General features: G+C 45.4%; 13 protein-coding genes and 2 pseudogenes. 5 read left to right on the top strand and 10 right to left on the bottom strand.

The genetic code is table 11. The features are described 5' to 3' along the window. Positions 1 to 268: 268 nt before the first annotated feature. Positions 269 to 502, top strand: a pseudogene (locus ACOCD9_RS00405) (type II toxin-antitoxin system YafQ family toxin). Between the two features lie 39 nt (positions 503 to 541). Here ACOCD9_RS00405 and ACOCD9_RS00400 read toward each other — a convergent pair. The 4 genes and pseudogenes from ACOCD9_RS00400 to psaA all read right to left on the bottom strand — a co-directional run. Beyond that, positions 542 to 811 (bottom strand): annotated as a pseudogene (locus ACOCD9_RS00400) (DUF29 domain-containing protein); the annotation flags it as partial. A 99-nt stretch (positions 812 to 910) separates the two neighbouring features. Next, complete coding sequence (locus ACOCD9_RS00395) at positions 911 to 1,204, bottom strand: DUF29 family protein (RefSeq protein ID WP_287715302.1); 294 nt, start codon at positions 1,202 to 1,204, stop codon at positions 911 to 913. A 54-nt stretch (positions 1,205 to 1,258) separates the two neighbouring features. Then, positions 1,259 to 3,472: a photosystem I core protein PsaB gene (gene psaB, locus ACOCD9_RS00390; protein WP_002757218.1), complete on the bottom strand. Its 2,214-nt coding sequence runs from the start codon at positions 3,470 to 3,472 to the stop codon at positions 1,259 to 1,261. A gap of 178 nt (positions 3,473 to 3,650) precedes the next feature. Beyond that, positions 3,651 to 5,900, bottom strand: coding sequence for a photosystem I core protein PsaA (gene psaA / locus ACOCD9_RS00385; protein ID WP_371730748.1), 2,250 nt, complete (start codon positions 5,898 to 5,900; stop codon positions 3,651 to 3,653). Between the two features lie 467 nt (positions 5,901 to 6,367). Between psaA and ACOCD9_RS00380 the strand changes: the two genes are divergently transcribed. Continuing rightward, a complete protein-coding gene (locus ACOCD9_RS00380; protein WP_419546123.1) occupies positions 6,368 to 7,864 on the top strand; it encodes a hypothetical protein in 1,497 nt (498 codons plus the stop codon). Positions 7,865 to 8,082: 218 nt separating this feature from the next. Beyond that, complete coding sequence (locus ACOCD9_RS00375) at positions 8,083 to 8,649, top strand: hypothetical protein (RefSeq protein ID WP_287704026.1); 567 nt, start codon at positions 8,083 to 8,085, stop codon at positions 8,647 to 8,649. Positions 8,650 to 8,764: 115 nt separating this feature from the next. Here ACOCD9_RS00375 and ACOCD9_RS00370 read toward each other — a convergent pair whose 3' ends face one another. The 4 genes from ACOCD9_RS00370 to ACOCD9_RS00355 all read right to left on the bottom strand — a co-directional run bounded on the left by ACOCD9_RS00370 (position 8,765) and on the right by ACOCD9_RS00355 (position 10,875). Further along, positions 8,765 to 9,412: a YqiA/YcfP family alpha/beta fold hydrolase gene (locus tag ACOCD9_RS00370; RefSeq protein ID WP_287704024.1), complete on the bottom strand. Its 648-nt coding sequence runs from the start codon at positions 9,410 to 9,412 to the stop codon at positions 8,765 to 8,767. Positions 9,413 to 9,423: 11 nt separating this feature from the next. Further along, positions 9,424 to 9,729: a DUF2973 domain-containing protein gene (locus tag ACOCD9_RS00365; protein ID WP_046661666.1), complete on the bottom strand. Its 306-nt coding sequence runs from the start codon at positions 9,727 to 9,729 to the stop codon at positions 9,424 to 9,426. Positions 9,730 to 9,828: 99 nt separating this feature from the next. Next, positions 9,829 to 10,233, bottom strand: a complete 405-nt coding sequence (locus ACOCD9_RS00360) for a DUF2605 domain-containing protein (RefSeq protein ID WP_080949723.1) — start codon at positions 10,231 to 10,233, stop codon at positions 9,829 to 9,831. Between the two features lie 15 nt (positions 10,234 to 10,248). Continuing rightward, positions 10,249 to 10,875, bottom strand: coding sequence for a TenA family protein (locus tag ACOCD9_RS00355; RefSeq protein WP_287704021.1), 627 nt, complete (start codon positions 10,873 to 10,875; stop codon positions 10,249 to 10,251). Positions 10,876 to 11,147: 272 nt separating this feature from the next. On the opposite strand from ACOCD9_RS00355, the gene ACOCD9_RS00350 reads away from it, so the two are divergent. Together ACOCD9_RS00350 and ACOCD9_RS00345 are read left to right on the top strand one after the other, a co-directional pair. After that, on the top strand, positions 11,148 to 11,354 hold the full coding sequence (locus ACOCD9_RS00350; RefSeq protein ID WP_002799562.1) for a hypothetical protein: 207 nt from the start codon (positions 11,148 to 11,150) through the stop codon (positions 11,352 to 11,354). A gap of 41 nt (positions 11,355 to 11,395) precedes the next feature. Further along, positions 11,396 to 12,295 (top strand): amino acid ABC transporter substrate-binding protein, encoded by a 900-nt coding sequence (locus tag ACOCD9_RS00345; protein WP_287704019.1) that lies wholly within the window; start codon positions 11,396 to 11,398, stop codon positions 12,293 to 12,295. Positions 12,296 to 12,592: 297 nt separating this feature from the next. Here the strand turns inward: ACOCD9_RS00345 and ACOCD9_RS00340 are convergent, their stop codons facing one another. Together ACOCD9_RS00340 and ACOCD9_RS00335 are read right to left on the bottom strand one after the other, a co-directional pair. After that, a complete protein-coding gene (locus ACOCD9_RS00340; protein WP_419546122.1) occupies positions 12,593 to 13,093 on the bottom strand; it encodes a DUF3368 domain-containing protein in 501 nt (166 codons plus the stop codon). Further along, positions 13,090 to 13,218, bottom strand: a complete 129-nt coding sequence (locus ACOCD9_RS00335; protein ID WP_419546121.1) for a hypothetical protein — start codon at positions 13,216 to 13,218, stop codon at positions 13,090 to 13,092. The genes ACOCD9_RS00340 and ACOCD9_RS00335 overlap by 4 nt, the downstream gene beginning before the upstream one ends. Positions 13,219 to 13,301 lie beyond the last annotated feature (83 nt).

The following is a 13,301-nucleotide window of genomic DNA, read 5'->3' as shown; positions in this document are numbered from 1 at the left end:
TTTCTAACACTTTCTGGTATAGTTCACTTATCATTTTCGTTATTTAGGTCATATATGGTAAATATGACTTATCTTTTTTTGGAGTCTGTATCTGTATTCCATGCTACATAAGCTTTTCAGCTTGCTTGTCCCCCTGTCAGGCCGATCGCTCCTAATCCAAAGGTGGTAGAATCTACTCGGATGCAGAGTGTACCGTGGAGTGTAATTTAATTCTCATATTCTCAACTGGCAAATTAATATAACTCATTTCCCCTTAATTTTAGATCAAATGAAATTAGTTGCTGACAAGAGTTTTAAAAGAGCATTTAAAGAATTTATCAAGAAAAATCCTCAACTTAAATAAAAGTTATTGAGTATCTTAGATTGATTAGAAGCTGATCCCTTTCTTCCTTCTTTAAAGTCTCATAAGTTAACAGGAAGTTTAGAAGGATATTGGTCTTTTTCTGTTGCTTACGATTGTCGTATTATTTTTACGTTTCGTCAAGATACTGAATTGCTATAGATAAGGATAATTTTCTTTCTTGCCTTTAATTCTCCTATTCTAAACTGGTAAAAAGTCAAAATCTATGATTTCTGCAAAGGTATAAGGACAAACTTGCGGAAACGTATCCAAAGATAAACCAGTTTTTTTGATCACCGATCGCTTGGCTTTATCATAAATTGTATCTAACCTAGAAGCCCCATAATTGTAGAGCGTTTTTGACTGGAATAAAATTTCTAGTTCTAGACGGAAATTATCGATTTCATCGGCCTATCCCCAGCCACAATTACCTTTTTCAGTCAGCCAATACTGATACATCAATAAATGTTGGTTCTTCCGAACTTACACTGTAGAAAATTCCCCAAGCTCCCTCTCTGTCCAGCAATGCTCTAAAGTTGATAAATATCAATCTAACAAAAACTCAAAGCCCTATTGTACAAGCTTTACAAGCATTAGTTGTTGATAGTTTTGCATAACAGGTTCGGTAGAGCCTAAATGTTTAACGGTTTGAATTAGATAGCTTTCCACTTGGTTTCTTTGTTCTCTCCCCAAATCTTCTATCTCCGTTAAAAGATGTTCCCAATCTAAATTTTTCATCTCCCCGCGTCGAATTTGTTCGGTGGTTCGCTCAATCCACAAAACAAAGTCCTGATCATAAAGCTGTTTTAATTCTTCCAACTGCATAGATTTTTGAGATTGAGCCGCGCTTTTATTATCGATCATAAACAAAACCCCCCACCAATGGGCGGGGGGTTTTTTAGTCACCTAATTCAAGGTTTAGCCGAACTTGCCAGCAGTGGAAGCGATCAAGAAGGCGGCGTAGGTGAAGATATAGCCAACGGTGAAGTGAGCTAAACCAACCAAACGAGCCTGAACGATCGAGAGAGCCACGGGTTTGTCTTTCCAACGAACGAGGTTCGCGAGAGGAGTGCGTTCGTGGGCCCAAACGATAGTTTCGATCAACTCTTGCCAGTAACCACGCCAAGAGATCAGGAACATGAAACCGGTTGCCCAAACGAGGTGTCCAAAGAGGAACATCCAGGCCCAGACAGAAAGGTTATTAACACCGTAGGGGTTGTAACCGTTGATTAACTGAGCCGAGTTAGCCCAGAGGTAATCGCGGAACCAGCCCATCAGGTAGGTGGAGTTTTCGTTAAACTGAGCCACGTTACCCGACCAGACACCGAGGTGTTTCCAGTGCCAGTAGAAGGTTAACCAACCCAAGGTGTTCAACATCCAGAACATGGCTAGGTAGAAGGAATCCCAAGCAGAGATGTCGCAAGTACCGCCACGGCCGGGACCGTCGCAAGGGAAGGAATACCCGAAGTCTTTTTTATCGGGCATTAATTTGGAACCACGAGCGTCTAAAGCACCTTTAACCAGGATTAGAACGGTGGTGTGTAAACCAAGAGCGATCGCATGGTGAACGAGGAAGTCGCCAGGACCGATGGTTAAGAAGAGGGAGTTAGTGCCGCTATTGATCGCGTCTAGCCAACCGGGCAACCAAACATCACCGTAGTTAGGATAGGCGGTGTAAGCGATACTATCGGGGTTAGACAACAGTACGTTCATGCCGTACAGGGTTTTACCCGAAGCTGCTTGCACGAATTGAGCGAACACAGGTTCGATCAGGATTTGTTTTTCGGGAGTACCGAAAGCGACGACGACATCGTTATGAACGTAGAGGCCGAGGGTGTGGAAACCTAAGAAAAGGGAAACCCAGCTTAGGTGAGAGATGATCGCTTCTTTATGCTCCAGCATCCGCGCCAGGACGTTATCTTTGTTCGCTTCGGGATCGTAGTCACGCACGAAGAAGATAGCACCGTGGGCGAAAGCACCCACCGCTAGGAAACCAGCGATGTATTGGTGGTGAGTATAGAGAGCCGCTTGGGTAGTGTAGTCCTTAGCGATAAAGGCATAAGGGGGTAGCGCGTACATATGCTGCGCCACCAGAGAGGTGATCACGCCTAAAGAAGCCAGGGCCAAACCGAGTTGGAAGTGGAGAGAGTTGTTAACCGTGTCATAAAGATTTTTGTGACCGGCTCCTAACTTGCCACTGGGGGGTCTGTGGGCATTGAGGATGTCCTTAATGCTGTGACCGATGCCCCAGTTGGTGCGGTACATATGACCAGCCACAATGAAGATCACAGCGATCGCCAAGTGGTGGTGAGCCATATCGGTTAACCAGAGGGACTCGGTTTGGGGATGGAAACCACCTAAGAAGGTGAGAATCGCAGTTCCCGCGCCTTGGGCAGTACCGAAAATGTGGTTAGCAGTGTCGGGGTTTTCCGCGTACACACCCCAGTTACCGGTGAAGAAGGGTAGTAAACCCGCCGGGTGGGGGGGAGTGGAGAGGAAGTTGTCCCAACCAACGTGCTGACCGCGGGATTCGGGGATAGCAACGTGAACGAGGTGTCCGGTCCAAGCCAGAGAGCTAACACCGAACAGAGCGGCGAGGTGGTGGTTCAGGCGAGATTCAGCGTTTTTGAACCAAGCGAGGCTAGGACGGAACTTAGGTTGTAAGTGTAACCAGCCAGCAAAGAGGAAAATCGCCGAGAGAATCAGCAGGAACACCGCACCTTGGTATAGGTCTTGGTTGGAGGTCATACCGATGGTGTAGAACCAGTGGTAAACCCCGGAATAGGCGATGTTAACCGGATTAGAAGCACCAGCTTGGGTGAAGGCATCTACCGCGCCTTTACCGAACTGGGGATCCCAAATCGCGTGGGCGATGGGACGGATGTTTAAGGGATCTTTGATCCACTGCTCGAAGTTACCTTGCCAAGCGACGTGGAATATAGTACCAGAAGTCCACAGGAAAATGATTGCAATGTGGCCGAAGTGCGACGCGAAAATCTTTTGGTAGAGATTCTCTTCCGTCATGCCATCATGACTTTCAAAATCGTGGGCTGTGGCGATCCCGTACCAAATCCGACGGGTGGTCGGATCTTGGGCTAGATCTTGGCTAAATTTAGGGAATTTAGTTGCCATAGCTGTTTAGGAAATTCTCCTCTCTAAATAACTGAGGCTCTTACACGAGTGCTGGTTATTTCCTTTTTTAAATTCACCCACTGTAATAGGAAACGCTTACAGTGGTATCGGTCAATCGACGCTGGTTCAGCCTAGTCTTGCCAATCCCCGGGGGACTGGCAAGCCCTTATAGGCAAGTTTAGCCAATCGAGAGACTTCTGGCCAAGAAGAATGCCCACGTGGTGACAATACCGCCTAAGAGGTAGTGAGCCACACCAACGGCACGACCTTGAATGATGCTCAGGGCGCGAGGTTGGATAGCGGGGGCAACTCTTAACTTGTTGTGCGCCCAGACGATCGACTCGATTAATTCTTGCCAGTAGCCGCGACCACTGAACAGGAACATCAAGCTAAACGCGAAGACGAAGTGACCGGCTAGGAACATGATTCCGTAGGCAGACAGAGCAGAGCCATAGGAATTAATGACTTGCGCTGCTTGCGCCCAGAGGAAATCCCGTAACCAACCGTTGATGGTGATGGCACTTTGAGCGAAGTTACCGAGGGTAACGTGGGTGACAGTGCCATCGGGGGCGACGGTTCCCCAGACATCGGACTGCATTTTCCAGCTAAAGTGGAAGATTACGACCGAGAGGGAGTTGTACATCCAGAACAGGCCGAGGAAAACGTGATCCCAACCCGAAACTTGGCAGGTACCGCCGCGACCGGGACCATCGCAGGGGAAACGGAAACCGAGATTCGCTTTATCGGGAATCAGACGGGAACCGCGAGCGTAGAGAACCCCTTTGAGGAGAATCAACACGGTGACATGGATGGTGAAGGCGTGGATGTGATGCACGAGGAAATCGGCAGTACCGAGAGTGATCGGCATCATGGCCACTTTGCCACCCACTGCTACCACGTCGCCACCGAAAGCATAACTAGCAGTAGTGAGAGCGTTAGGAGCGGTGTTGCCGGGGGCTAGGGTGTGGAGACTTTGTACCCATTGGGCAAAGATGGGTTGTAGTTGAATTCCCGTATCCGAGAACATATCTTGGGGACGACCAAAAGCCCGCATGGTGTCGTTGTGAATGTATAAACCGAAGCTATGGAAGCCGAGGAAAATACATACCCAGTTCAGGTGGGAGATAATTGCATCGCGATGACGGATCATCCGATCGAGCAGGTTATCCACGTTTTTGGCCGGATCGTAGTCCCGCACCATGAAGATCGCTCCGTGCGCTCCCGCACCGACGATTAAGAAGCCACCGATCCAAGTGTGGTGAGTAAACAAGGATAGTTGGGTGGCGTAGTCCGTCGCCTGATAGGGATAGGGCGGCATGGCGTACATATGGTGGGCCACGATGATGGTTAGCGAACCTAAGAGAGCCAGGTTAATCGCTAACTGGGCGTGCCAAGAGGTGGTCAGGATTTCGTACAGTCCTTTGTGACCTTGACCGGTGAAGGGACCTTTGTGGTTTTCGAGGATTTCCTTCATGCTGTGACCGATACCCCAGTTGGTACGGTACATATGACCGGCAATGATGAATAATACAGCGATCGCCAAGTGATGGTGAGCGGTATCGGAAAGCCAGAGACCACCAGTCACGGGGTTCAAGCCACCTTTGAAGGTGAGGAAATCCGAGTAAGCACCCCAGTTAAGGGTAAAGAAGGGGGTCAAACCCTGGGCGAAACTGGGATATAAATCCGCCATCTTGCTCGGTTCGAGAATGAACTCGTGGGGCAAGGGGATGTCTTGGGGAGCTACTCCCGCATCGAGGAGTTTGTTCACCGGTAAAGAAACGTGAATCTGATGACCGGCCCAACCTAGGGAACCTAAGCCGAGTAAACCCGCCAAGTGGTGGTTCATCATCGATTCCACGTTTTGGAACCATTCCAGTTTCGGTGCGCTTTTGTGGTAATGGAACCAACCGGCAAACAGCATCAGGCCCGCCATAACTAAACCACCGATAGCGGTGCAGTATAGCTGATAGCTGTTGGTGAACCCGGAAGCCCGCCAGAGGTAGAACAGACCAGAGGTGATCTGAATCCCGTGGAAACCGCCGCCCACATCGCCGTTGAGGATGCCTTGACCGACGATCGGCCAGACCACTTGGGCGCTGGGTTTGATGGCGAGCGGGTTGGTTAACCAAGCTTCATAGTTAGAAAATTTCGCGCCGTGGAAGTACATTCCACTTAGCCAAACGAAGACAACGGCGAGATGTCCGAAGTGGGCGCTGAAGATTTTCCGAGAAATATCTTCTAGATCGCTGGTTTGACTATCAAAATCGTGGACGTTGGCGTGTAGGTTCCAAATCCAGGTAGTGGTTTTGGGTCCTTTGGCTAAAGTGCGATCAAAATGCCCCGGTTGACCCCACTTCTCAAAGGAAGTAGGTACTGGGTCTTTATCTACAATCACTTTAGCTACCGCCTCTTTGGGGGGGAGTGCCATGAGGATTCTCCTCTCTCGACAATAGACTTAGCGTTTTATTTGAGGATAGATTTTTTAACCTAAAAAAGGCAAGTTGAAATCTGACCCACCTTTTGTTAATGTCGCTTGACTTTCCTCTTGGGTGAGATTCCAGTCGAAAGCATCAATAGTAGATGATAAGTCTTTGTTCTCTCCTCTGTTCGTTGTGCTTAACAATAATTAAAATTCTCTCAATCCTTGATAGGAGAGACATTTTCTGCTATGGACGGTCTTAGTCAGGGTCAGACTGGTAATTTTTCTTTACAAAAGTTTATTAATCGTCGCCCCAGAAGCCGATTTCCCCTTTTTCTCCCTCACCAGACCATATAGAAAATTCAATAGATAGATTCTCAAAAAACAATCAAACAATTCTGTAAAATTGAGGCCATAACCTGATCTTCTCGCGCTTTTGCTGACACCAGAGCATTCAATGACTCTAGCAAAAATCAATGGTTTGTATAGATTTTGGCCTTGGCTCTAGGAGGAACGTGCTATCCCTACTACATAAATTAATCCCAGTCAAAACCCTTCATATATGTCTTGTGATCGGTTTACTGACCACCCTGTTAACCGCCTGTGGCGATCGCCTAACGGCTACCAATCTCCCCAGTTCCGAAACCCTTCATCTTCCCGTCGTCCAAGGCCGCATTTCTGAGGTTGCCCCCCCGGGCCTAATTCAGGAACTGCGCCCCAGTTTAGATCGTTACGCTCCCCAAGTAACGATTCTCAGTCCTCTGCCCGAACAAGTTTTCGATGACCCTCAGGTGACAGTTAAACTACAAGTGTCAGATCTGCCAATTTTCCAAGACGATACCCTGAAATTAGGATCCCACTTGAGTCTAATTGTCGATAATGAACCAGCAGCAGCCATTTACGACCTCAAGCAACCGATTATCCTGGAAAATCTTGCCCCCGGTACTCATACCCTCCGCGTCTTGGCCCTGCGGCCTTGGCAGGAAAGTTTTAAAAATGATGGGGCATTTGCTGAAACAACCTTTCATATTCTGACAAAAACAGGCAAAAATGCCCCTGATCATAACTTACCCCTATTAACCTACAGTCATCCGCAGGGAATCTACGGTGCAGAACCGATCCTGCTCGATTTTTATCTGAGTAATGCTCCTCTACGTCTGTCCAATACTGCCAACGGGGATAATAATCTTCAAGATTGGCGCATTCGTGTCACCGTCAACGGTGAAAGTTTTCTGCTTGATACTTGGGAACCGATTTATCTCAAGGGTTTTAACAAGGGCAATAACTGGGTACAACTAGAATTCATCGATGGTAAGGGAAATAAAATCGAAAACGAGTTTAATACCAGCGTGCGCGTGATTAGCTTTGATCCCTCTTACCGAGACGGCCTCAGTCAATTGGTCCGCGGCGATTTATCCCCTACAATTGCCCGTAGCATTGTTGATCCCAACTATAAAACCATTCCCAGTCTAGAGGAAGAAACCCCCGTTATTGAGCCAGAAAGCCCTATAGTTGAGGAAACCCCTGTTATTGAGCCAGAAACCCCTATAGTTGAGGAAGAAACCCCTATAGTTGAGGAAGAAACCCCTATAGTTGAGGAAACCCCTATAGTTGAGGAAACCCCTATAGTTGAGGAAACCCCTGTTATTGAGCCAGAAAGCCCCATAGTAGAAGAAAAACCAGTGGAGACAGAAACAATCGAAAAGGTCGAGGAAACCCCTGAAGCGATCGAATCTCCCCTAACCACCATACCGGAGACAAAGGAGATTAACGAACTGGCCACTGGCATTCAGCCTCCGGTAGAAGTGGAACCTATTCCCGAACCCCAGAACAATAGCGAGCAAAAAATCACCATTTTTGATCGCATTCAACAAACCTTAAACCGCTTCCAGTTGGCCTCTCCCCCAGTAGAAAAAGATATCGAACTACCCACCCTCGATCCTGAATTATTCACCAATGTCGAGCGGTCTTAAAGCCTAGCTTAATCCTGTTTTTAGGGGAAGTGGGGAGGTGGGGAATGGGGGAATGGGGGAATTTCAACTAACACCCTAAAACCCCCTAAAACCCCAACCTCCAACCGCTCGATCGAGAAATTATTAAACTAATATTTCACAATATAGATAAAATCGGGAACTAGGTTATAATCTAGAACGTCTATAGGTAATTTACCAATTTTTTGCTTGAGGTAATTGTGTTTAACAAAATTTCCCTTGTCGCTGGTTTTGCCGGTTTAGTTGCCCTGACTACCGTTGGCGCCGTACCCGTACAAGCAGGACCGCAAAATAACGAAATCTTGATCAGTCAACTGCGTGGCCATGACACCTACAGAGGTGAGCCGCAACTCAACCCCGGTGACTATGTACTAGGTCGCGTCCGGGGAACCGTGGGTGGCATTATGTCCATCCAATTGATCAGACTTGTAACAGTGGATGGCAAAGAAATTTTCAGTGGTGACTTTGCTGACGGAACCACCGCTCGTATTAGTGGGGATGCCACTGGTGGTGACGATGTACTATTGCAGGTGGTAGATGGCAAATTAGTTTATGTGGGTAAAGCTCATCCCTATTGGGTTTCCCGCTTGAAACTAACATCGGAAACCGCTATCAGCAGCAATCGCTCGCAACTTTTAAGAGAACTTAACCAAAAAGAATCCGCTTGGGGACTTCCCGCTTTACCCCCGGAAACCAGAACCTTTACTGAAGTTGCGCCTCAACCCGCTCCCGAGCCTAGTGTATCTCCTATCCGCGGACTTTGGTAGTGGCAAGACATCAGGAGAAAATCTCTTGTCTTAGAAGCTGAAAAATCTTCTCAAAATCTGATACAAAAATACTAAATACTCCCCCTTTTTCCGATCAAAGGGGGGTCTTTTTTAGTCAAAAATTGATAAATAATTGTATTTCAGCCCAGATTCTCGTCAAAACATCGGTAAGGGCATGATCACTATCTAATTCGATTAATTTTACCCAAGGGCGATTTATGCGATAATGGCGACTATTTTCTAGGGGAATCACCTCATCGGCACGACCATGAATAATTAGGGTGGGGAGCTGCCTGATTAACTTTTCTTGGGGATAATTGGCTAAATCCTCGATAAATTTGGAATAAATTGGCAGAGAACGACGATAACCGTGGTGATAAACCGATAAACTCCCAGATTTTTGCCAATTGGCTAGGTTTTCTGCTCCCAATTGTCCTAACCAAGTCGGCCCGAAATTAAAAGCGGGAGCTAATAAAACGAGCCTTTGCACCTGAGAATAAGTTTCTGCCAGCCAAGCTGCCGTTAAACCGCCAAAACTGGAACCAATCAGTGTAACGGGAAGATGAGATTGTTCAATCAATTGGCCGACTTGAACAATCTGACGCGTGAGAGTTAAGCTAGAAAAGTCATCACCGTTAAGATCGGGTATTTCCATTGCTAAACCCCTCTTTTGCCAACAATGCCTCAAAAATTGCGCTTTTGTTGATTGGGGGCCAGAAGCGAAACCGTGTAGATAAATATATCTGTTTTCAAGAACCGCCATTCTAGAACCAATTAGATTTCTTCATCTTGCTCTTTGGTAGCACTGGGAGAAGAATTATAAATGGCATCTAACTGCTGACGAGCATCTTCGACAGTGAGAGAACGAATCACTAACAGGGGTTCATTAATCGGTTGTCCAGTCTCGTCCAAAAGTTCCGGATGGGAAGTCATGGGATAACCGTAGGGATTATAGGAATTAGCCGATTTAGCAGGACGTTTCTGGGAATCCATGCTGACAGTAATCAGACTCCGAATTAAATTATTAATGGTCAAAAAAGCGATAACCGTGAAGGCGAGGATATAGAGCAGATGTAGCATTGACCAAGTCTCCCATGAATTATGTGTGAATATTCCTAAATTGCCAAAACTTTATGCTAAAAATTCGCTTAACTCTCTAGCTTACCAAAAAGTTTCAGGTTAAGCATCAGTTTGAGGAGATTGATATTCTCCCCAACCCTGTAATCGACGACGACTACTGACACCCCAACACTCTGCCACCAGCTGGTGCCAAGGTAACAACATCTTGGCCTCGATACCCACCTGACCACCTGTGGTTTTAAAGAGTAAATAAGCCGTGGCCACCTCCTGTTGAGCGTTTTTGACTCTTGCCAATAAATCGTTTTGTTCCTCGAGGCTGAGAAAGGATAATCTCTCGGATTCGAGGAGGAGACGGGAACGGGAAAACCAATGGGTGAAATCCTCTAGTAGAGGTTCCAGGATAGTTTTCAGGAGTTCGTTTTCGGTGGGTTGCGAAGGAAACATTATTCTTATAATGACGATTTTGCTTACCTTAATCTTAGCGTTATTTATATTTCTTAACATTGTGACGGGAAAATTTTAAGATTTGCCCCGGCTGTAGGCGGCACTAAAGAAGTCCTGTTCACAACTAAGGGCATAACGATAGGATAAAGAGATATTTTCCGTCATCAGGGCGTATTTATCGGCTAATTTCTCTAACTGGCTTGCTAAAGCGGCGAATTCATCCCCACTATAACTATCAATCCAAGCTTGATAGGAATTCTCAGAAATCGGCTCTAGGGCTAATTGTTGACCCAGATAAGCATAAAGACGCATACAGGGACTCATCGCCACGGCAATCGCACCGATGTCACCCATCCAAGCGGTAGCGAGAAGAAAATCCGTATAGCGACGGGTGGCATTAGCGGGCTGAACCTTTCTCAGGTCAACCCCCCACTGTAAAGCGTAATTTTCGTGTAATTCTAATTCCTTTAATACCCCTGCCGCTAACCGATGAAAGCTAGTAAATCCCTGCCAATCGGGAGCTTTAGCAGCGGCGATACTGTAAGCACGGGCGAAAGATTCCAGAAAAAAAGCATCCTGACCGACATAAAAAGCAAAACAGTCCCGTTTAAGCTCTCCTGTGGCGATACCTCGCACAAAAGGGTGTTCTAGACAAGCTTGCACTAGATCTTGATGGCTGTGCCAAAGTTGCTGACTAAGCATAGGAAAATACTAATTAGGTGGACAAGGTTGGTTAACTAGAGTTCGGCATCTCACAGGGTGATACTAAATCCGTTGAGCATAGGCTACTTATAAGGACAGGCAAAAGGCAAGAGGCAAAAGGCAAAAGGCAAAAGGGGGAATAAATAATCAGTTTTTAATAACCGGATTTAGTATGACAGAGAGCTTGAGTTGTCACAGTATCAATTCCTTAACCCAAACTGAGGTTAAACCTGTTACAGTAAATATAACTGACTAAATTGGAATTAAAAACTATGCGACTTAAGCGATGGGAGTCCCCCCGCCGTCAGGGACGTAACGACAAAGGCAAGGGCGGTTCAGCCCGACAGCGACAACTGAAAAAACAATTTAAAATGCTGTCGAAAAAACTGAAAGGGGGAGAGAGTAACATCTCTCCTCTTTTTTTGTCCCCAGCAATCGCCGCTGAAAAATCTTCCTCTGGGAAACTCTCAGTCTCCTGAAACAGTCCCAGACTTGAGCCACTTTCAGATTAGGAAAAAAAATGAAGCGTACACTTGCCGTCATGACGATGACAGTAGCTTTAACCCTCACCAGTAACCATTCTAGCCTTGCCGGAGCAATCTTTGATCGCATTCAAAAAACTGGGATAATTACTGCCGGCGCTCGTAAAGATGCTATTCCCTTTGGTTTTGTCAACTCCCAGGGCAAGTGGGTGGGTTACAGCCTTGATATGTTAGAGTTAATTCGCAAAGAAACCGAACGGAAGTTAGGAAAACCAATTAAATTAAAAATTGTTGAGGTTACTCCCCAAAATCGTTTTGAAAAGTTGAAAACAGGGGTTATCGATATCGAATGTGGCTCCACTACTTTTACTTGGAAAAGAGAAAATGAAGTGGATTTTTCCGTTAGTTACTTTGCCAGTGGCACTCAATTACTCACCCGCAAAGGTAGTAATCTTGATGACATCGGTAGCCTGGCAGGCAGACGCATTGGAGTAATTGCCAATACTACTAATGAAGCAGTAATTAAAACCCAACAACCCGCCGCTATTTTGGTCAAAGTTAAAAATCGTGGCGAGGGTTTACAAAAACTAGAAGCGGGAGAAATTGATGGTTTTGCCAGTGATGGCATTACCCTAGAAGGTTTAAGGAAAAGCGCTAAAAATCCTAATAATTTAGCCATAGTTCCCTCCTATCCCTACGCCTACGAATCCTATGCCTGTACTTTACCTGAAAATGATTCTAAATGGCGCGATACAGTGAATTATACCCTATTAAAATTCATGGAAGGGATCGTTAGTGACCAACAACAAGCGGTGACAATTTATGAACGTTGGTTTGGTGAAGATGGTGTTGTTCCCTATTCCAGAGAGACTATTAATGATTATTTTCAAGGTATTGTCAACACCTACGAATGGATTCCTTTAACTGTATTTCCCTAAAATCAAGACCTTTTTAGGAACCGATTGAAAAAGGCAAGAGGAAAGTGGGAATTATGAATGGGGAAGTAGGAAGTGGGGAAGTGGGTTTTTAAAGTTGGATTTGATTAATAAAGGTAAAAAATAAACCCCCTCAACTGTTAGTTAGCAAAAATTAAGTAGGTAGGTGTTAAAAGTTGTCAGATCCCCCCACCTATCGGCACCCCCCTTATCAAGGGGGGCAGGGGGGATCAGAGGCAAAATCTATCTTCAATTTAATTATAACTACTTACTTAAATAAGAAGATTTTGAAGGCTTTAGTTATTGGTTTTCATCAATTTCTTGCGCTGTTTTTAATATGTCTAAATACAATATTTCATTAACACGGAAACCTGCTTTAAAAATCAAATCATCCATTAACGGCTGAATAGTAGGAATTAATCTTCTTCTTTTGGCAATTAATAAAATACCTAAAATTCCAATAGCATTCAATCCTAAACTAATTGCTTTCTTTCTGCCAGGGTTCTCGTCTATAATTACTCTATCAGCATTTGAAGAAATCGCTAAAGCTATCGTTTCTGATTCTCCTCGGTGTAATTCCTTCTGTAATTCTTCTAATAATAACCGATTCTCTAACTCTCGCTTTTCTATCCAAGATAGGGTTTGAACTTCAATAGTGCCAGGAACTGAATAACCTAATCCTGTCATTTCTTCATAAACAGCCACTGGAATAATAATTGTTCCATAGATATCATGGAGCAAGTTAAGATAGCCGATAGCAGCTAAACTGGTAATCGGAGAGGTGTTACTAACAACAATCACAGATCACCTAAGGTTTTTAAGGTTTGTAATTCTTGTTGCCAATCTACACTATCATAATTTACACAAATAGGTTCTTCCGAACTTACACTGTAGAAAATTCCCCAAGCTCCCTCTCTGTCCAGCAATGCTCTAAAGTTGATAAATATCAATCTAACAAAAACTCAAAGCCCTATTGTACAAGCTTTACAAGCATGAGTTGTTGATAGTT

The sequence above is a fragment of the Microcystis sp. genome, from assembly GCF_048564745.1.
GTDB classification, from domain to species: Bacteria; Cyanobacteriota; Cyanobacteriia; order Cyanobacteriales; family Microcystaceae; genus Microcystis; species Microcystis ichthyoblabe_A.
The sequence above is the reverse complement of the archived record's forward strand: the minus strand, read 5'-3'. Positions and strand labels throughout refer to the sequence as shown.